The organism is Streptomyces sp. NBC_01241 (assembly GCF_041435435.1).
In the GTDB taxonomy this organism is placed as follows: domain Bacteria; phylum Actinomycetota; class Actinomycetes; order Streptomycetales; family Streptomycetaceae; genus Streptomyces.
This window is the reverse complement of record NZ_CP108494.1, coordinates 3,210,091-3,230,640: the sequence shown is the minus strand read 5'-3', so window position 1 is coordinate 3,230,640 and position 20,550 is coordinate 3,210,091. Positions and strand designations below refer to the sequence as shown.

Sequence of the window (20,550 nt, the reverse complement as noted above, 5' to 3'; positions counted from 1 at the left end):
CAGCGGAGCCCCCGGCCTGCGCCCGGAGTGCCACAGCACCCGGGCCATCACTGATCCTCACAGCCCGGACCGACTGCCAAAAATGGCCAATATGGTCCCGGGCGTCTCTCATAGCGGCATAGCGTCGACTCAGACCGGAAACCCCGTGTCGTGGCGGTACGTCGTCTTTTACACCTACGTCACGCAACGGCGCGCGACAGGAGCCAGAGGACATGCAGACCAAGCTGGACGAAGCCAAGGCCGAGCTGCTCGCACGGGCCGCCAAGGTAGCTGACAACAGCCCGGGCGGTGGTGTCGGCGGCCCGGGCGGTACCCCCCCGGTACGTGTCGCGGCCACCGGCGGCGCCGGGGCCGAGAAGGAGCGTCCCGGACATGACGTACTCCTCGCCTACCTCCAGCGCTACTACCTGCACACCGCACCCGAGGACATCGCGGGCCGTGACCCCGTCGACGTCTTCGGTGCCGCCTCGTCCCACTACCGGCTCGCGGAGGTCCGCCCGCAGGGCAAGGCGAACGTCCGGGTGCACACCCCGACCGTCGAGGAGAACGGCTGGACGTGCAGCCACACCGTCGTCGAGGTCGTCACCGACGACATGCCGTTCCTGGTCGACTCCGTCACCAATGAGCTGTCCCGGCAGGGCCGCGGCATCCATGTCGTGATCCACCCGCAGGTCGTCGTACGCCGTGACGTCACCGGCAAGCTCATCGAGGTCCTCGCCGAGGGCAACGGCGCCTCGGCGAGCCCGCAGGCCCGCAAGAACGCCAAGGGCGCCAAGGGCGGCAAGAAGGGCGGCACGACCGAGCTGCCGCACGACGCGCTCGTCGAGTCCTGGATCCACGTCGAGATCGACCGCGAGACCGACCGCTCCGACCTCCAGCAGATCGCCACCGATCTGCTCCGCGTGCTGTCCGACGTGCGCGAGGCCGTCGAGGACTGGGAGAAGATGCGCAACGCCGCGCTGCGCATCGCCGACGACCTGCCCGCCGAGCCGCTCGCCGACCTCGCGGACGAAGAGGTGAACGAGGCCAGGGAGCTGCTGCGCTGGCTCGCCGCGGACCACTTCACCTTCCTCGGCTACCGCGAGTACGAGCTGAAGAACACCGACGCGCTGGCCGCCGTCCCCGGTACCGGCCTCGGCATCCTGCGCTCCGACCCGCACCACAGCATCGACGAGGCACACCCCGTCAGCCCGTCCTTCGAACGGCTGCCCGCCGACGCCCGGGCCAAGGCCCGTGAGCACAAGCTCCTCGTGCTCACCAAGGCCAACAGCCGGTCGACCGTCCACCGCCCCAGCTACCTCGACTACGTCGGTGTGAAGAAGTTCGACGCCGACGGCAACGTCGTCGGTGAGCGCCGCTTCCTCGGACTGTTCTCGTCCGCCGCCTACACCGAGTCCGTACGCCGGGTGCCCGTCATCCGCCGCAAGGTCGCCGAGGTGCTGGAGGGCGCGGGCTTCACGCCCAACAGCCACGACGGCCGCGATCTGCTGCAGATCCTGGAGACGTACCCGCGCGACGAGCTGTTCCAGGCGCCCGTCGACCAGCTGCGCTCCGTCGTCACCTCCGTGCTGTACCTCCAGGAGCGCCGCCGGCTGCGGCTCTACCTGCGCCAGGACGAGTACGGGCGCTACTACTCCGCGATCGTCTACCTGCCGCGCGACCGCTACACCACCGGTGTCCGGCTGCGTCTGATCGACATCCTCAAGGAGGAACTGGGCGGCACCAGCGTCGACTTCACCGCCTGGAACACCGAGTCGATCCTCTCCCGGCTGCACTTCGTCGTCCGGGTCGCCCCCGGCACCGAGCTGCCCGACCTCACCGACGCCGAGGCCGACCGCATCGAGGCACGGCTCGTCGAGGCCGCCCGCTCCTGGGCCGACGGCTTCCAGGAGGCACTCAACGCCGAGTGCGGCGAGGAGCGCGCCGCCGAGCTGCTGCGCCAGTACAGCCCCTCGTTCCCCGAGGGCTACAAGGCCGACCACACGCCGCGCTCCGCCGTGTCCGACATGATCCACCTCGAAGCGCTCAAGAAGGACGAGAAGGACTTCTCCCTCAGCCTGTACGAGCCGGTCGGCGCCGGCCCCGGCGAGCGTCGCTTCAAGATCTACCGGACCGGCGAGCAGGTCTCCCTCTCGGCCGTCCTCCCGGCGCTCCAGCGGCTCGGTGTCGAGGTCGTCGACGAGCGTCCGTACGAGCTGCGCTGCGCGGACGGTACGCACGCCTGGATCTACGACTTCGGTCTGCGGCTGCCGCAGACCAACGGCAGCGGCAACTACCTCGCCGATGACGCCCGCGACCGCTTCCAGGACACCTTCGCGGCCGTGTGGACCGGTGCCGCCGAGAACGACGGCTTCAACTCCCTCGTGCTGGGCGCCGGTCTGAACTGGCGGCAGGCGATGGTGCTGCGCGCCTACGCGAAGTACCTGCGGCAGGCCGGTTCGACCTTCAGCCAGGACTACATGGAGAGCACTCTCCGCAACAACGTCCACACCACCCGGCTGCTGGTCTCGCTCTTCGAGGCGCGGATGTCCCCGGACCGGCAGAGCGCCGGCACCGAGCTGACCGACGGGCTCCTCGAAGAGCTGGACGGGGCCCTGGACCAGGTCGCCTCCCTCGACGAGGACCGGATCCTGCGGTCCTTCCTCACCGTCATCAAGGCCACCCTGCGCACGAACTTCTTCCAGACCGCGGACGACGGCAATCCGCACGGTTACGTCTCGATGAAGTTCGACCCGCAGTCCATCCCGGATCTCCCGGCGCCCCGCCCGGCGTTCGAGATCTGGGTGTACTCGCCGCGCGTGGAGGGCGTGCACCTGCGCTTCGGTAAGGTCGCCCGAGGCGGTCTGCGCTGGTCGGACCGGCGGGAGGACTTCCGTACGGAGATCCTCGGCCTGGTCAAGGCGCAGATGGTGAAGAACACCGTCATCGTGCCGGTCGGCGCCAAGGGCGGCTTCGTCGCCAAGCAGCTCCCGGACCCGGCCGTCGACCGTGACGCCTGGATGGCCGAGGGCGTCGCCTCCTACCGCACCTTCATCTCGGCGCTGCTCGACATCACGGACAACATGGTGGCCGGCGAGGTCGTGCCGCCCAAGGACGTCGTCCGGCACGACGAGGACGACACCTACCTGGTCGTCGCCGCCGACAAGGGCACCGCGAAGTTCTCCGACATCGCCAACGAGGTCGCCGTCTCGTACGGCTTCTGGCTCGGCGACGCGTTCGCCTCCGGCGGCTCCGCCGGATACGACCACAAGGGCATGGGCATCACCGCCCGCGGCGCCTGGGAATCCGTCAAGCGGCACTTCCGCGAGCTCGGCCACGACACCCAGACCGAGGACTTCACCGTCGTCGGCGTCGGTGACATGTCGGGTGACGTGTTCGGCAACGGCATGCTGCTCTCCGAGCACATCCGGCTCGTCGCCGCCTTCGACCACCGGCACATCTTCATCGACCCGACCCCGGACGCCGCCGCCTCGTACGCCGAGCGGCGCCGCCTCTTCGACCTGCCGCGCAGCTCCTGGGCCGACTACAACAAGGAACTGCTCTCCGCGGGCGGCGGAGTCCACCCGCGCAGCGCCAAGTCCATCCCGGTCAACGCGCACATCCGCGAGGCGCTCGGCATCGAGTCGCGGGTCACGAAGATGACGCCCGCCGAGCTGATGCAGGCCATCCTCAAGGCCCGCGTCGACCTGCTGTGGAACGGCGGCATCGGTACGTACATCAAGTCCTCCGCCGAGTCGAACGCGGACGTCGGGGACAAGGCCAACGACGCGATCCGCGTCAACGGCCAGGACCTGCGGGCCAAGGTCGTCGGCGAGGGCGGCAACCTCGGTGCCACCCAGCTCGGCCGGATCGAGTTCGCCCGTACCGGCGGCCGGATCAACACCGACGCGATCGACAACAGCGCCGGTGTGGACACCTCCGACCACGAGGTGAACATCAAGATCCTGCTCAACGGCCTGGTCCGGGACGGCGACATGACCGTCAAGCAGCGCAACAAGCTGCTCGCCGGGATGACCGACGAGATCGGCCGTCTGGTACTGCGCAACAACTACGCGCAGAACGTGGCACTCGCCAACGCCACCGCCCAGTCGTCCTCCCTGCTCCACGCCCACCAGCGCTTCATGCGCCGGCTGGGCCGCGACGGGGACCTCGACCGCGCGCTGGAGTTCCTGCCCACCGACCGGCAGATCCGCGAACTGCTCAACGCCGGCAAGGGGCTCAGCCAGCCCGAGCTGGCCGTGCTGATGGCGTACACCAAGATCACGGCGGCCCGGGAGCTGATCCGGACCAGCCTGCCGGACGACCCGCACCTGCAGAAGCTGCTGCACGCCTACTTCCCGCAGCAGCTGCGCGAGCAGTTCCCCGAGGCGGTCGACGGGCACGCGCTGCGTCGCGAGATCATCACCACCGTCCTGGTCAACGACACAGTGAACAGCGGTGGTTCGACCTTCCTGCACCGGCTGCGGGAAGAGACCGGCGCCTCGATCGAGGAGATCGTGCGGGCACAGTTCGCGGCCCGCGAGATCTTCGGCCTCGGCCAGGTGTGGGACGCCGTCGAGGCGCTCGACAACGAGGTCGGCGCCGATGTGCAGACCCGGATCCGGCTGCACTCGCGCCGGCTCGTCGAGCGCGGTTCGCGCTGGCTGCTCGGCAACCGGCCGCAGCCGCTGGAGATCGCCGGGACGATCGACTTCTTCAAGGCGGGCGTCGAGCAGGTCTGGGCCGAGCTGCCCAAGATGCTGATGGGCGCCGACCTGGACTGGTACCAGTCGATCCTGGACGAGCTCACCGAGGCGGGTGTCCCGGGCGAACTGGCCCAGCGGGTCGCCGGATTCTCCTCCGCGTTCCCGGCACTGGACATCGTGGCGATCGCGGACCGTACCGGCAAGGACCCGCTCTCCGTCGCCGAGGTGTACTACGACCTCGCGGACCGGCTGGGCATCACCCAGCTGATGGACCGGATCATCGAGCTGCCGCGGGCGGACCGCTGGCAGTCCATGGCCCGGGCGTCCATCCGGGAGGACCTGTACGCCGCGCACGCCGCGCTCACCGCGGATGTGCTGTCCGTGGGCAACGGGACCTCGACCCCGGAGGAGCGGTTCATGGCGTGGGAGGAGAAGAACGCGGCGATCCTCACGCGGTCGCGCTCCACGCTTGAGGAGATCCGGGGATCGGACTCGTTCGACCTGGCGAACCTGTCGGTGGCCATGCGGACGATGCGGACGTTGCTGCGTACGCACGCGTAGCGGGTGGTGGGGCGGGGCGGTCGCCGGGGTTTCCGGTGGCCGCCCCGCCCTCATGCCGGGGGCGTCCGCTACTTCTTGCCGGTGAACTCCTCGTACGCGGCCACGACCTCGTCGGCCGGACCGTCCATCCGCAGGGTTCCCGCCTCCAGCCAGATCGCCCGGTCGCAGGTTTCGGTGATCGACTTGTTGCTGTGGCTGACCAGGAAGACCGTGCCGGCCTCTTTGCGCAGCTCGATGATCCGTTCCTTGCTGCGCCGCTGGAACCTGGCGTCGCCGGTGGACAGGGCCTCGTCGATCAGGAGGACGTCATGGCTCTTGGCGGCCGCGATCGAGAAGCGCAGCCGGGCGCCCATGCCGGAGGAGTACGTCCGCATCGGCAGGGTGATGAAGTCGCCCTTGTCGTTGATGCCGGAGAAGTCGACGATCCCCTGGTAGCGCTCGCGGATCTGGGCCCGCGTCATCCCCATCGCGAGGCCGCCGAGCACGACGTTGCGCTCGCCGGTCAGATCGCTCATCAGCGCCGCGTTCACTCCGAGCAGGGAGGGCTGGCCCTGGGTGTGCACCCGGCCCTTCGTCGCGGGCAGCAGACCGGCGATCGCCTTCAGCAGCGTCGACTTCCCCGAACCGTTGGAACCGATCAGGCCGATGGCCTCGCCCTTGTACGCGGCGAAACTCACCCCCTTCACGGCGTGCACCTCGCGCACCCCGGTGGTCTGCCGGCGCGAGACGATGCGGCTGAGCGCAGAGGTGGCGCTGCCCTTTCCGGTACGGGCGCCGTTGACCTTGTACGTGATGTGCACGTCGTCCACGACGACGGTCGGCACCCGCTTGTTGTTGTCAGCCACGTCCGTACCGCTCCTCCGCCTGCCAGAAGTACACGAAGCCGCCCACCCCGCACACGAGCGCCCAGCCCGTGGCGATCGCCCACACATGCGGGGGCAGCTGGGCCCGGGTGAAGCTGTCGATGAGCGCGAACCGCATCAGGTCGATGAAGACGGCCGCCGGATTGCACTCCAGCATCACCTTCACGAAGTGCGGAACCCGGTCGCCCTTGAGGAGCGCGTCCACGCTCCACATGACGCCCGAGGCGTACATCCAGGTGCGCAGGATGAACGGCATCAGCTGGGCGATGTCCGGCGTCCGGGCGGCCAGCCGCGCCACCACCATGGAGACACCGGTGTTGAAGACGGCCTGCAGGATCAGCGCCGGAACTGCCAGCACCCAGGACGGTTTGGGGAACTGTCCGAACCCGATCAGGATCAGCACCAGCGCGCCCAGTGAGAACAGCAGCTGCTGGAGCTGCTGCAGGGCCAGCGCGATCGGCAGCGAGGCGCGCGGGAAGTGCAGGGCCCGGACGAGGCCCAGGTTGCCGCTGATCGCACGGGTGCCCGCGGTGATCGAGCTGGCGGTGAAGGTCCAGATGAACACGCCGGTGACGAGGAAGGGCACGAAGTCCTCGACGTTGCGCTTCGTGTCCATCAGGACGCCGAAGATGAAGTAGTAGACCGTCGCGTTCAGCAGCGGGGTCATGATCTGCCAGATCTGGCCGAGCTTCGCCTGGCTGTACTGCGCGGTCAGCTTGGCGGTGGCGAACGCCGTGATGAAGTGCCGCCGCCCCCACAGCTGCCGGACGTACGCGACCAGCGAGGGCCGGGCCCCGCTCATCGTCAGTCCGTGGCGGGCGGCGAGCGCGGCCAGCTCGCCCGGCGCGTACACCGGGGAGGGGGTACCGGCGGGGGTGTCGGCCGGGGCCGGTGGGGTTGTTGTCTGGCTCACCACGATCGCTTTCGACGGGAGGGCAGGAACACGACGATCGACGGGACGGGACCGTATCGTCGCAACGCTGAGGGTAGGGCGCACTACGTCGCAACGCAACCGTTTCGTCGTGACGGACTATGATTCGGCCATGACCACCGACCCGGGAACCCGCCGCCGTGTCCCCGCCGGAGCCGCTGTGCTGCGCGAGGACGTCACCGATGCGATTCGCAGCGCCGTCTTCGAGGAACTGGCCGCGGTGGGCTTCGCCCGGATGTCCATCGAGGGCATCGCCCGGCGGGCGGGCGTCGGCAAGACGGCCGTCTACCGCCGCTGGAAGTCCAAGCTGGCCCTGGTCCTCGACCTGGTCTCGGCCGTCGCCGTCCAGGGCATGCCGGCTCCGGCCACGGGTTCGCTGTACGGGGATGTCCGCGCCGTACTGGAACTGGCCGCCTACGCCCTGCGCCACCCCGTCGCCTCGCAGGTCATCCCGGACCTGCTGGTCGAGGCGGCCCGCAGTCCGGAGATCTCCGACACGATCAAGGCCGCCCTGCTCGACCCGCAGCAGGGCATCGCCGCCGTCGTCGTACGGGACGCCGTGGCGCGCGGCGAGCTGCCCGAGGACAGCGACCCGGACCGTGCGCTGGACCTGATCGTCGGTCCGCTCTACTGGCGGCTCGCCGTCGTCCGCACCCCGCTGCCCAAGGGCTACCTCGACGACCTGGCCGGGTCGGCCGTCGCCGCGCTCAGGAACCGGGCCGGGTAGGCGCTACCGTTCGGCCAGCAGCCGGTCCGCGACCCGCGCCGCCGCCCCGCCGTCGTCCAGGTCGCAGAAGTCCTGGCGGAAACTCTCGTACGCCTGCGCGTGCCGGACCGCCGACGCGGTCAGGGCGCCGCCATCGCGCAGGGCCCCGGCGATCTCGTCCGTGCCGACGAGCAGTGGCCCGGGCGCCCGGGCCTCGAAGTCCAGGCAGAAACCGCGCACCGTGTCGCGGTAGTGCGCCAGGTCGTAGGTGTGGAAGAGGATCGGGCGGCCCGTGTGCGCGTAGTCGAACATCAGCCCCGCGTAGTCCGTCACCAGCACATCCGCGATCAGCAGCAGCTGAGCGGTGTCCGGGTGCGCCGACACGTCGCGTACGCCGTGCCCCTCGGGCACGCTCCCGGTCACCCGCGGATGGCGCCGCACCAGGAGGGTGTGGCCGTCGCCGAGGGACCGGGCCAGGGCGGCCAGGTCGAGCGCCGGATCCCAGCGGTAGCGGAGCCGCTCGCCGTCGGCGCCGGGCGGGTGGGCCAGCTGGTCACGGTAGGTCGGCGCGTACAGCACGACCCGGCGGCCGTCCGGGATGCCGAGCCGGCGCCGGACTCGCTCGGCGGTCTTGGCCCGGTCGGCCGAGAAGAGCAGGTCGTTGGCCGGGGAACCCGCCTCCAGGACCTCGCCCCCGTAGCCGAGCGCACGGCGCAGCAGCGGGGTGGAGTGGCGGCTGGGGGAGACCAGGACGGACCACTGGGCCGCCCGGCGCGGCAGCGAGGCGAGTTCGTGGTGGTCCGCGTACAGGGTGCCGTCCAGATCCGTGCCGAAGCGGCCGAGCGGGGTGCCGTGCCAGGTCTGTACGACGATCTGGCCGGGCCGCCGCTCGAACCACTCGGGCAGCTGGTCGGCGGTGACGATCCGGCGGGACCGCGCCAGCGCCTCGTACCAGGCGGCACTGTGCTCGATGACCGGGACGGCGGTGGGCGGGATGTGGCCGTGGAGCCCGTCGGTGACCCAGAGCTGCTCCGACTCCACTCTCCGGCGCACCAGTTCGGCGTGGACGGCGCGGGGTGAGTCGCCGCCCGTGTAGAGGACGGTGTCCCGCAGCGGCAGCGCGCGCCGGGCCGGGTAGTGCGTGCGGCGCAGTTCGGCCCGGCGGTACGCGCCCTGTTCGGAGACCGCGAGGACCGGCCCCGTCCGTACGGTCAGCCGGTCGCCGAACCGGCGGTCGAGGGCGAACTCCCGGTCGGCGGCGGGGGTGTTGGCGTCCGTCCCTGTGCGGCGGAGCGGCAGCCGGGCGGCGAGCGCGGTCAGCACCCGGACCGGCCGGCCACCCAGGTGCGCCTCCCAGCGGCCCTCGGGCAGCCCCGCGGCCACCGAGGGCGCGAGGAACGCGGTGAAACGTCGCCCCTCGTACACCCCGGCGCGCCGTTCCTCGTGGTGGGTGACGGGGACGGACACCGTCTCGCGCAGCGTCTCGTGCCGCAGCACGAGGTGGGCGGGCCCCTCGCCCTGCCGTACGCCCGCCCCGGCGCCGGTCACGCCCTCCACCCGCAGCGCCCCGTCCGACGTCCACGCGGCCCCGTCCGCGAACGGCTGCCCGCTCAGGTCCAGCACCAGCTCGCCCGCCGCGTCGGCCACCACCGGCGGCGCCACCTCCGGGGCCGCCGCCAGCGGCACCCGCGACCCGTCCGCCAGCACCAGCCGCGCCCGCCACCGCCCGCCCGGCTCCGGTTCGACCTCGCGCGGCGCCCGGTGCGAGGACGCGGGCGCGGCCGCCATCCCGGCGAGGTCGGCGAGCGGAATCCGTACCGTGAAGCGCCCGTCCGCCCGGCACTCGACGGGGTGGCCGAACTCCTGGTCCGCGACCCCGTCGCAGGTCAGCACCAGGGCCTTCGGCCGGGCACCCCCGTACAGCCGGCCGGTCAACAGCAGCTCCTCGCCGATGCGACGGTCCTCGCACCGGGCCGGCAGCTGCGTCAGGGTCAGCCGGAGCCGCCCGCCCGCGTAGTCGAGCACGGCCCGCCGTCCGTCGCCCAGGTCCCGGACGTGCGGCTGGACCGCCCCCGCGTCCACCGCGCGCACGGCCACCCGGCGGACCGTGCCATGAGCGGCCACCATCATGCCCACCAGCCAGCCGCCGGGCCGCAGTCGACGCGGGTCGAGCGTCAGCTCGAAGCCCGACTGGTCGTAACTGTGCAGTTGCTGACCGGAGTTGATGGTCGCCTCGGGTGCGGGAACGTTTCGTACGGGCACCGTCCGCAGCTGCTGGCCACGGGTCGCGCGCACCATGCCCACCTTCAGCGAGTGGCGCGGCGACCCGGCCGGCAGATTGCGGATGTACGCGTAGCCGCGCAGCCGCAGCCTTCCGTCGTCGCCCCACTGCGCCTCCAACAGCCGTGCCACGGCCGGGAGATCGGCACGGGCGAGCCGGGGGGCGTCCGGAATGCCGGGGAATCCGGCCTGCCGCCGCCCCGGCACACCGCCCACCAGGAACGTTCCGGCGCCGTTGGCCCGTTCGAAGGCGAGCACGGCGAGCAGCTCCGCGAGCCTGCGCTCCTTCACCAGCAGCCACTTGATCCGCAGCTCCACCGGCAGCTCGTGCGCCACGGCCCGGCTCGACCTGGCCGCCCCGTCCATCCGCTCCATCCGGTCCAGGAACGCCCCCGCGTCCGCCATGAACGCCTCCCGGTACGCGGGCCCGCCCATGGCGAGCCCCTCCAGGAAGTACACGAAGTCGTCGCGCAGGCACGAGAGGTCGTAGCGGCGCCGCGCACCGCCGTGTCCGACCCCGCCCCGGCCCGCCAGGAACGCGCTGACCTGCTCGCACGCCGCGATCCGGTCCCGTACGCCGCGCACATCCGTACGCCGCCGGGTGATCGACCCCTCGCGCACCCGCCAGTAGTAGACGTGCTCGTGCAGCACGTCGACCGAGCCGGCGAGGAAGTGGGCCGGGATCATCACCGGAGTGTCCTCGTAGAGCTTCCCCTCCGGGAAGGCGAAGGCGTGCCGGTCCCAGAAGGAGCGCCGGAACACCTTGTTCCAGGCGACCCGGTCGGCGAGCAGCCGCGGATCGCGGCCGATGTGGGTGCGCGCCCGGGTGGTGGTCAGCCAGCGGTACTGCCAGGCCTGCTGCCGCCCCCGCTCGGTGAGCCGCCACACGTTGCCGGTCGCGAGGTCGGAGCCGGTCGACTCCAGGGAGGCCAGCATCCGCGCGTAGGCGTCGTGGACGACGATGTCGTCGCTGTCGACGAACGCCAGATACGGCACGCCCTGGGTGGTGTGCCGCACGCCGGTGTTACGGGCCGCGCTCAGCCCCCCGTTGGGCCGGCGGACATAGCGGAAGCGGCGGTCGCGGGCGGCGAACTCCCGGGCGATGGCCGTACTGCCGTCCGTCGAACCGTCGTCGACGAGGATCACCTCGATGTCGGCGACCGACTGTTCGGCCACCGAGCGCAGGCAGTCCTCCAGATAGTCCTCGACGTTGTGGACCGGGACGACGACACTGAGGCGCGGCTTCATGCCAGGTCAACCGGGGCGGACGCGCCGGGTCACCGGCACTGCCCCGAACGGGTGAACACGCGATTCGGTGCGCGGTGACTGCGCGATTACGCTCGGCTGCCATGCTCCTCAGTGTCGTCGTGCCCGTCCACCGTGCTCAGGGATATCTCAGGGCGACGCTGGAGTCCGTGCTCGGCCGGGGCTCCGGTGAGCTGGAGCTGCTCGTCGTCGACGACGGCTCGCGGGACGGCAGCGCCGAGATCGCCGCCGAGTTCGCGGCGCGCGACCCGAGGGCCGGGGTGCTCACCCTTCCCGAGCACCGCGGCGCGGGTCCGGCCCGCAACGCCGGGGCCGCCGAGGCGCGGGGCCGGTATCTGCTCTTCCTCGACGGCGACGACCTGCTGCGACCGGGCGCCCTGGACGCGATCACCGCCCGGCTGGCCGGGAGCGAACCGGACGTGCTCCTCCTCGGACACGACCGGATCGACTGGTGGGGCACCGTCACGCCCCCGCAAACCGGCCCCGACGGCTTCTCCACCGCCACCCCGCGCCTCTTGCGCCGCGCCTTCTGGAGCGCGCACGGCCTCCGCTTCACCGACGGCCCCTACGAGGACGTCCTCCCCGTCCTGAGCGCCACCCTCCTGGCCTCCGACACCGGCACGCTCGACACCCTCGACCGGGTCTGCGTCCGCCACCGCGCCCGCCGCACCGGCACCTTCGCCACCACGCCCGGCCGCCACCACTTCGCGATCCTCGACGCGTACGAACGGCTGCTCGCCGCGACCGGCCACGACCCGCGGATCCGGGCCGCCCGCACCCGCCATCTGCGGACCCTCCTCGCCGACCCCGGCCGGATCGCCCCCGAGGACCGCGCCGCCTTCCACCGCGCCGCGGACCTCCCCGGCAGCTATGCCGTCCACCGCGCCCAGGAGGCCGTCCGCACCGGCCGCACCCGCACCGGGGAAGCCCTGCGCCGAGGCAGGAAGACGCTCCGGGCCCGCCTCACGCGCGCCGCCTACCGCGCCGACCTGCTGCGCCCCCTGGACCCGAACCTCGCCGTGTACGGCGCCTACTGGAACCGCGGCGTCGCCTGCAACCCGGCCGCGATCCACGCCAAGGCCCTCGAACTGGCCCCGCACATCCAGGGCGTCTGGGTGGTCTCGTCCCGGCACCGCGACCGCATGCCGCCCGACGTCCCGTACGTCATCGAGGGCTCCCTCGCGTACTGGCGGATCATGGCCACCGCCACGTACCTGATCAACAACTCCAGCTTTCCCGGCGGCTTCACCAAGCGCCCCGGACAGCGCTACCTCCAGACCCACCACGGCACCCCGCTGAAGACCATGGGCCTGGACCAGCGCTCCTACCCCGCCCTCACCAACGGCATCAGCTTCGAGAAGATCGTCGCCCACGCCGACCAGTGGGACTTCTCGCTCTCCGCCAATCCGCACACCACGGAGATCTGGGACCGGGTCTACCCGTCCGGATACGAGCATCTGGGCCTCGGCTACCCGCGCAACGACGTCTTCTTCACCGCCACCCCCGAGCAGACCGCGGCGATCCGGCAGCGCCTCCACCTCGACCCGGACCGGACGGTGCTGCTGTACGCACCGACCCACCGCGACTACCGCAAGGGCTTCGTCCCCCACCTCGACCTGGACCGGCTGACCCGCGAACTCGGGCCGCGGTACGTGGTGCTGGTCCGCGCGCACTACTTCTACGGCCGCTCGGCGGCGCCGGACAGCGCCCGGGTAGTGGACGTGACGGGCCATCCGTCCGTCGAGGAACTCTGCCTGGTCTCCGACGCGTTGATCACCGACTACTCGTCGCTGATGTTCGACTACGCCTGCCTGGACCGCCCGATCATCAGTCACGCCCCGGACTGGGCCGCCTACCGGGCCTCGCGCGGCACCTACTTCGACCTGCTCTCCGGACGCCCCGGCGAGACCCCGGGTGCGGTCGCCACCACCGACGACGAACTGCTGGAACTGTTCAGGACGGGCGAGTGGCGCTCGGCGCGGACGGCGCAGCTGCGGGCGGCGTTCCGGGCGCGCTTTTGCCCGTACGACGACGGACACGCGGCCGAGCGCGTGGTGCGGCGGCTGTTCCTCGGCGGCGGCGAGTAACGACCTCACCCGCTCTCCGTCGCGGGTGAGGTCGTAAGCCCGGCGCGGCCGATGTCACCCGTTCGGGAGAGACCGAAACCGGTGACCCCCGGCCCGTCACGGGGTTGAGCCGTACGGACAACCAGGCCCCGGATGAACGGACGTGCTCAACATGCCGCCACGGCTCAGTGTCGTCGTACCCGTCCACAACGTCGAGCTCTATCTGACGGACTGCCTGAAGTCCCTCGCGGAGCAGACCATGACCGACCTGGAGGTGGTCATGGTCGACGACGGGTCCACCGACAACAGCGCGGCCCTGGCCGCCGGGTTCGCCGCGCAGGACGGCCGGTTCCGGCTGGTGAGCCAGGAGAACGGCGGACTCGGGCACGCCCGCAACACCGGGGTACGCCACTGCGACCCGGGCGCCCGCCACCTCGCCTTCGTCGACAGCGACGACGTGCTCCCGCCCCGCGCGTACGAACTCCTGCTCGGCGCCCTGGACGAGACGGGCTCGGACCTCGCGTCCGGCAACGTGCTGCGGCTGCGGTCCACCGGCAGGCTCCAGCAGTCGCCCAACTTCCGCAAGCCGATGGCGACGACCCGGCTGCGCACCCACATCTCCCGTGACTGGGACCTCGCCGCCGACCGGATCGCCTGCAACAAGGTCTTCCGCCGGTCCTTCTGGGACGAGCACGCCTTCGCCTTCCCGGTCGGTGCCCTCTACGAGGACATCCCGGTCGTCCTGCCCGCCCACTTCCTGGCCCGCTCCGTCGACGTGCTGAAGGACGCCGTCTACCACTGGCGCGACCGCCCGGGCTCGATCACCGCGCGTCGCGCCGTCGTCCGCGGCATCCAGGACCGGGCCTCGCACGTGCTGGGCGTCGCCACCTTCCTCGACGAGCACCGCGGCGCCACCGACAAACGGCGCTACGAGGCCCACGTACTCGCCCATGACCTGCGGTACTTCATGGAGGCGCTGCCCGACGGCGACGAGGAGTACCGGCGTGCCTTCCTCACGTACGCCAACGAGTTCACCGACCAGGTCGACCCCGCGGTCCTGGACGCGCTCCCGCTGCGACTGCGGCTGATGTGGCACCTGGTGCGCGAACGGCGGGCCGACGAACTGCTGGCGCTGCTCGCCCACGACAAGGCCGAGCCGGGAGCCTTCGCGGTACGGGGCCTGCGGCGCCGTAGCGCCGCCTTCCCGGCGCTCGCCCGGCCCGTGCCGAGTCCGGTGCTGCGGGTCACCGAACGGGACCTCCCGCTCACCGCCCGGCTGCGGGACGCCCACTGGCAGGGCGGCCGACTGCACCTCAAGGGGTACGCCTACATCCGGAACCTGCCCGCGACCTCGCGGGGCAGCGAGTTCCGGGCCGGGTGGCTGCGGGCGGGGCGCCGGCACGTGGTGCCGCTCCGGCTGCGTACGGTCGCCGAGCCCGAGGCCACCGCCCGGTCCCGGCAGAGCCTGCACGACTACGACCGCTCCGGCTTCGAGACCGTCATCGACCCGGCCAGGCTCCGCATCGACGCCGACGGCAGTCCCGAACGGCTCACCTGGCGCCTGGAGATCGGCATCGCCGGACACGGCATGCTGCGCCGCTCCGGCCTCTCGACCGACGAGGCGGCCGCACCGCCGCCCGTGCACCGCCCCGACGGCGACCACCGGATCGTGCCCGCCTTCGACGACGGCCGGCTCGTGCTGCACGCCGAGCGGATCGACGCCCGCTTCGAGACGCACCGCGCGGGCGGCACGGGCGACGGCGCCGGCACCGTGGTCGTCGACGGCATGATCCGCGATCGCCTGGTCAAGGGCCCGCTGCGTCTCGCGCTCACCCACCGGGCCTCCGGCACCTCCTTCGACTGTCCGGTGACCGTCCAGGACGGGGCCGTACCGTCGGCGGCGGGATGGCGGCGCTTCACCGCCGCCGTCCCGCTCGACGCCTTCGCCGACGCCCGCGCGGACGCGGGGGAGGGGACGGCGCCCGCGCAGCTCCCGTACAGCCTGCATCTCGTCGGCCCGGACGGGCGCAGAACGCCGATCGACGTGCCGGGGCCCGTACTGCCGGGCCGCTACCCGCTGGCCGGGGCCGGCGGCCGGCGGCGCGAACTCGGTCTCACCGCGAGCTCGCGCGGCAATCTGCTGATCAGCGACCGCACCGTGCAGCCCGCCGTCGACCTGGCGACCTGGACGGAGGACGGCCAACTCCTCCTGGAGGGCACCTTCCCCCACGACCCGGACCGCCCCGTCGAACTGGTGACCAGGCACAGCGGACACGGGGAGGAGGCGGCCTTCCCGCTGGCCTTCTCCGGCGCGGCCGGAACCCGCCGGTTCAGGGCCGTACTCCGGCCGGACGCCGTCGAGGGACCGGGCGGGCAACTGCCGCTGGGCCAGGGCCACTGGTACCTCTTCCTCCGCGAGAAAGGCGCCCTGGACGACGCGTACGACGCCCCGCTGCGCATCCCGGCCGCCGCCCACCGCACCCTGCCCGCCGCCCGCACCCTCACCGGCCGGAAGTACCTCGTCGAACGGCGCTTCCACGACCAACTGCTGATCAACTGCGCCCCGGTGCTCACCCCCGCGGAACGCGGCGCACACGGCAAGCGGCTGCTGCGTGAGGCGTACCGGAGCCGACGACGCACCGCGCCGCTGCGCGACACCGTGCTGTTCAGCAGCTTCGACGGCCGCCAGTACTCCGACTCACCGCGGGCCATCCACGAGGAAATGGTCCGCAGGGGTGTCGAGTCGGAGCACCTGTGGGTGGTGAGCGACCAGCAGGCCCGGGTCCCGGCGGGTGCCACGGCCGTCGAACACGGCTCCACCGCCTGGTACGAGGCGCTGGCCACCAGCCGCCACCTCGTCACCAACACCCAGCTGCCGGAGTGGTTCGAGCGACGCGAGGGCCAGTGCGTCGTCCAGACCTGGCACGGCACCCCCCTCAAGCGCATCGGCCTCGACCTCGCGGGTACCGCCTGCGCCAACGCCGCCTACCTCGCCACCATCGAGCAGCGCGCCCGGCAGTGGAGCGTCCTCGTCTCCCCGAACCGCTTCTCCACCCCCGTCCTGCGGCGCTCGTTCGGCTACCGGGGCGAGGTCCTTGAGTGCGGCTATCCCCGCAACGACCTGTTCCACGCCCCCGACCGGACCAAGGTCGCCGCGGTCCGGGGGAGGCTCGGTATCCCCGACGCCAAGCGGGTCGTGCTGTACGCGCCGACCTGGCGCGAGGACCGGCCGCAGGGCGGCGGCCGCTACGCCCTCGACCTGCGCATCGACCTGGCCGTCGCCGAACGCGAACTCGGTGCGGACACCGTCCTGTTGGTGCGCCGCCACTACCTGGTCACCGACCGGCTGCCGGACAGCGGCAGCGGCTTCGTCCGTGACGTCTCGCGCTACGGGGACGTCGGCGAGCTGATGCTGATCAGCGACGCGCTGGTCACCGACTACTCCTCACTGATGTTCGACTTCGCCCAGACCGGCCGCCCCATGCTCTTCCACACCCACGACCTGGCGCACTACCGCGACACGCTGCGCGGCTTCTGCTTCGACTTCGAGACCCGCGCGCCCGGCCCGCTGATCCCGGGCTCCGCCGGGCTGATCGAGGCGCTGCGCGACCCGGAACGGGCCACCAGGGGACACACACAGGCGTACGAGGCATTTCGCCGGGACTTCTGCGACCTCGACGACGGACACGCGGCGGCGGGCGTGGTCGACCGGATGCTCCGGGACCCCGGACCGGCCCCGACCGGCCCCGAACGGCCAGGGGCGGCGGGCACCGTCTGAACCATTCGAGTGATACGGGAATTCGGAAATCTGTACACATTCGAAGGGCACTGAAGCCGTGAACCCCGCACATACGGCCAACGCTGCGTCACTCGACGTCCCCGGGTTGCTACGTTCTGTTTTCATGGGTATCCGAATGCGATGCGAAACCTGGGACGTGCGACGGGCGAGAGCGGTGGTGCTCGTCGCCGCGGCCATCGGGCTCCTGACCCGAATGCTGATCGCGGCGAATATGCCGGGCCCGGCCGATGTGCGGATCTTTCACGGTTTCGCCCGGGCCATCGTGCGTTACGGCCCCATTCGGATTTACGAACAGCCGCTGCCGGGACTTCCCGTCTACAACCATCCGCCCCTGGCCGGCTGGATGCTTCTCGGCCTGAACGACCTCTCCGAACTCGGAATTCCGTTCGGAACGCTGATCAGATCGCCCGCCTCGATCGCCGACTTCTGCTGCGCGCTCATCGTGTTCGAAATCGTGCGGCGGCGCGGTTCCCTCGGCGCGGCGGTCGCCTGCGGTGTGGGCGTGGCCTTCAGCCCCGTACTGATCGCCACCTCCGGCTACCACGGCAACACCGACGCGGTCGCCATCACGTTCGCCCTGGCCGCCGCCCATCTGCTCGTCGACCGGAAGGCACCGCTGGCCGCCGGGGTGAGCGCGGCGCTCTCGATCAGCATCAAGTTCATCCCGGTGGTGGCGATCCCGGCGCTGTTCGTCGTCGCGCTGCGGGCCGGCCGGCCCGCACTCCTCCGTTTCACCGCGGGGTTCACCGCCCTGATCGCCCTCGTCTGGGGGCCGGTCCTGGCGACCGTGCCGCGGAACCTCACGGAGAACGTCCTGGAGTACGCGGGCGGCAACTACCGCCTCTGGGGCATCGTCCGGTTCGCCGACGCGCTCGGCCTGCCGCAGTCCTTCATCACCTTCGTGCAGGGCGAGGGCCACTTCCTCTTCGTACTGGTCTGCGTGGCAGCCGGGGTCTGGCTCGCCTGGCTGCGGCCCGCGCAACTGCCCGGTGTCGTCGGCGTCACGATGGGCCTCCTGCTGCTGCTCTCCACCGCTTCCGCGCTGCAGTACCTGACCTGGGCCGCCGCCGGGCTGTTCGTCATCGGGTTCTGGGAAGGCGCCACGTACAGCTGCCTGCTCGGCCTGACGGCGGTCCTCGGCTACCGCGGGCGCTCGGCCGTGCACTGGAGCGAAACGGCGCTGCACTTCGGCGAGGCCGGCTGGTTCGTCCTCGCCGCCGCTCTTCTCAGCGGAATCCGCAAGATCCTCGCCGCACCGGCGGCCGTACGCCCGCAATCCTGCGCCGAGCGGCCCCTGGTCAAGGCGCCCCGCACCTCGCACCCCACCGGCTCCGCCGTCAACTGACCACCCCCTTCAGAGCCCCGATTTCGCCGAGCGCAGAGCACCGAGCACCGAGCACAACTGGAGAACGTCCCGTGAAGGAAAGCCCGAGCCCCAGGATCGGCATCCTGGTGGTCGCGTACAACGCCGAGACGACACTGGAGAGGACCCTCGACCGCATTCCGGAAGACTTCCGGTCCAAGGTCGCCGAGGTCCTCATTCTCGACGACGCGAGCCATGACGCGACCTTCACTGCGGGCTGCCGCTGGTCGCAGACGGAGGGAATGCCGCGGACGGTGGTGATGCGGCACACCAAGAACCTCGGCTACGGCGGAAACCAGAAGGCCGGATACGCACTGGCCGCCGAACACGGACTCGACATCATCGTGCTGCTGCACGGCGACGGGCAGTACGCCCCCGAATTCCTGCCCGACATGGTCGCACCGATCGAACGCGGCGAATGCGAGGCCGTGTTCGGCTCACGGATGATGAAATCCGGATCCGCTCTCAAGGGCGGCATGCCGGTGTACAAATGGCTCGGCAACCGCATTCTCACCCGCCTGGAGAACGCCCTTCTCGGCTCGCGGCTCACCGAATTCCACTCCGGGTACCGCGCCTACAGCGTCGCCGCGCTCAAGAAGCTGCCGATCCACCGCAACACCGACGCGTTCGACTTCGACACCCAGATCATCGTCCAGCTGCTCAACGAAGGAATGCGGATCAAGGAGATCCCCGTCCCCACCTACTACGGCGACGAGATCTGCTACGTCAACGGCATGAAGTACGCGAAGGACGTCGTCAAGGACGTCCTCGAATACCGGCTCGCCGTCAAGGGGTTCGGCACCTGCGCCTGGATCCCCAAACCCGTCGAGTACGCGTTCAAGGAGGGCGACGGTTCCTCGCACGCCGTCATCCTGGAGAAGATGCGCGGCCTCCCGCCCGGCCGGGTCCTCGACCTCGGCTGCTCCGGCGGTCTCTTCGCGCAGCGCCTCGAAGCTCTCGGTCACGAGGTGACGGGCGTGGACTACGTCGAAGTCCCCGGCGTACGCGAGAAATGCACCCGCTTCCACCTCGCCGACCTGGAGGAGGGGCTGCCCCTGGAGATCGGCGCCGACTACGACTACGTGGTCGCGGGCGATGTCATCGAGCACCTCTCCCGCCCCGAGCGGGTGCTCGCCGAGGCCGCCACCGTGCTGCGGCCCGGCGGCCATGTGCTGCTCTCCGTACCGAACTTCAGCCACTGGTACTCCAGGCTGCGGGTCGCGCTCGGAGTCTTCGACTACGACCGGCGCGGCATCCTCGACGAAACGCATCTGCGCTTCTTCACCCGGGCCAGCCTGCGCCGGACGGTCAGGAACGCCGGCTACGACGTCCTCCACATCACCTCCACCGGGGCCCCGTTCTGGGCGCTCCTCGGCGGCGGACCGCTCCCCGTGGTCCTCGGCGGGATGTCGAAGCTGCTCACCCGGATCCGGCCGACGCTGTTCGGCTATCAGCACGTCGCCCTGCTCACCCCGCACGCGGCCGAGACGATCTTCGCTGGAGAGCACGTCGATGTACAGGACATCCTCAACCGACAGTACGCCACTGCCGACCGGGCCGGCGTCTGAGGCCGCCGTCCCCCGTCCCACCCCCGCCCCGGCGTCCGACACCCCGGTCGCCGCAGTCAGGAGCATGGCCATGACCCTCCCCAGTCTGATGCTGCTGCTGTTCGCCGTGTTCTCGTCGGCGGGTGGGCAGATCATGCTCAAGCACGGGATGAAGGGCGCCGCGGCCGCCGCCGCGCACGGCGGCGGTTCCGTCGCCCTGCGCGCCGCGAGCAGCCCGTGGGTCGTCCTCGGCCTGCTGGTCTTCGCGGTGTCCGCCCTCGCCTGGATGACCACCCTGGCCACGGTGCCGCTGTCCATCGCCTACCCGTTCAACGCCCTCGGATATCTGCTGATCGTGCTGGCCGGGGCGACCGTGCTGCACGAGCGGACCTCGATGTGGACCTGGTGCGGCTCGCTGCTCGTGGTCATCGGCCTCGTCACGGTGATGGCCGGCCAGTAACACCGAGAACCACGCCCGTCCGG

10 protein-coding genes are annotated in these 20,550 nt (G+C 71.2%); 7 read left to right on the top strand and 3 right to left on the bottom strand.

Features of this window, described 5'->3' with window-relative positions; all coding sequences use genetic code 11:
• The first annotated feature begins 212 nt into the window (after nt 1-212).
• On the top strand, nt 213-5,246 hold the full coding sequence (locus OG306_RS14075; RefSeq protein ID WP_327259181.1) for an NAD-glutamate dehydrogenase: 5,034 nt from the start codon (nt 213-215) through the stop codon (nt 5,244-5,246).
• Nucleotides 5,247-5,314: 68 nt separating this feature from the next.
• Here OG306_RS14075 and OG306_RS14070 read toward each other — a convergent pair whose 3' ends face one another.
• Together OG306_RS14070 and OG306_RS14065 are read right to left on the bottom strand one after the other, a co-directional pair.
• The gene (locus OG306_RS14070; RefSeq protein WP_327349755.1) at nt 5,315-6,091 is read right to left on the bottom strand and encodes an ABC transporter ATP-binding protein; all 777 of its coding nucleotides are present in this window, start codon (nt 6,089-6,091) and stop codon (nt 5,315-5,317) included.
• Entirely contained in the window at nt 6,084-7,025 is a 942-nt protein-coding gene (locus OG306_RS14065; RefSeq protein WP_266746519.1) for an ABC transporter permease, read from the bottom strand. The genes OG306_RS14070 and OG306_RS14065 overlap by 8 nt, the downstream gene beginning before the upstream one ends.
• 127 nt (nt 7,026-7,152) lie before the next feature.
• Between OG306_RS14065 and OG306_RS14060 the strand changes: the two genes are divergently transcribed.
• Complete coding sequence (locus tag OG306_RS14060) at nt 7,153-7,767, top strand: TetR/AcrR family transcriptional regulator (RefSeq protein ID WP_266746518.1); 615 nt, start codon at nt 7,153-7,155, stop codon at nt 7,765-7,767.
• Nucleotides 7,768-7,770: 3 nt separating this feature from the next.
• Here the strand turns inward: OG306_RS14060 and OG306_RS14055 are convergent, their stop codons facing one another.
• Nucleotides 7,771-11,274, bottom strand: a complete 3,504-nt coding sequence (locus tag OG306_RS14055; RefSeq protein WP_327349756.1) for a bifunctional glycosyltransferase/CDP-glycerol:glycerophosphate glycerophosphotransferase — start codon at nt 11,272-11,274, stop codon at nt 7,771-7,773.
• A 101-nt stretch (nt 11,275-11,375) separates the two neighbouring features.
• On the opposite strand from OG306_RS14055, the gene OG306_RS14050 reads away from it, so the two are divergent.
• From OG306_RS14050 to OG306_RS14030, 5 genes are all read left to right on the top strand, one after another.
• Entirely contained in the window at nt 11,376-13,379 is a 2,004-nt protein-coding gene (locus tag OG306_RS14050; protein ID WP_266746516.1) for a bifunctional glycosyltransferase/CDP-glycerol:glycerophosphate glycerophosphotransferase, read from the top strand.
• Between the two features lie 151 nt (nt 13,380-13,530).
• Complete coding sequence (locus OG306_RS14045) at nt 13,531-17,136, top strand: bifunctional glycosyltransferase/CDP-glycerol:glycerophosphate glycerophosphotransferase (RefSeq protein ID WP_371666238.1); 3,606 nt, start codon at nt 13,531-13,533, stop codon at nt 17,134-17,136.
• Between the two features lie 157 nt (nt 17,137-17,293).
• Nucleotides 17,294-18,502 carry a hypothetical protein gene (locus tag OG306_RS14040; RefSeq protein WP_266746514.1) on the top strand — a complete coding sequence of 403 codons (1,209 nt, stop codon included), beginning with the start codon at nt 17,294-17,296 and terminating at the stop codon, nt 18,500-18,502.
• 71 nt (nt 18,503-18,573) lie between these two features.
• A complete protein-coding gene (locus OG306_RS14035; RefSeq protein ID WP_371665349.1) occupies nt 18,574-20,088 on the top strand; it encodes a methyltransferase domain-containing protein in 1,515 nt (504 codons plus the stop codon).
• A gap of 70 nt (nt 20,089-20,158) precedes the next feature.
• Nucleotides 20,159-20,527 (top strand): EamA family transporter, encoded by a 369-nt coding sequence (locus tag OG306_RS14030; protein ID WP_266746512.1) that lies wholly within the window; start codon nt 20,159-20,161, stop codon nt 20,525-20,527.
• Nucleotides 20,528-20,550 lie beyond the last annotated feature (23 nt).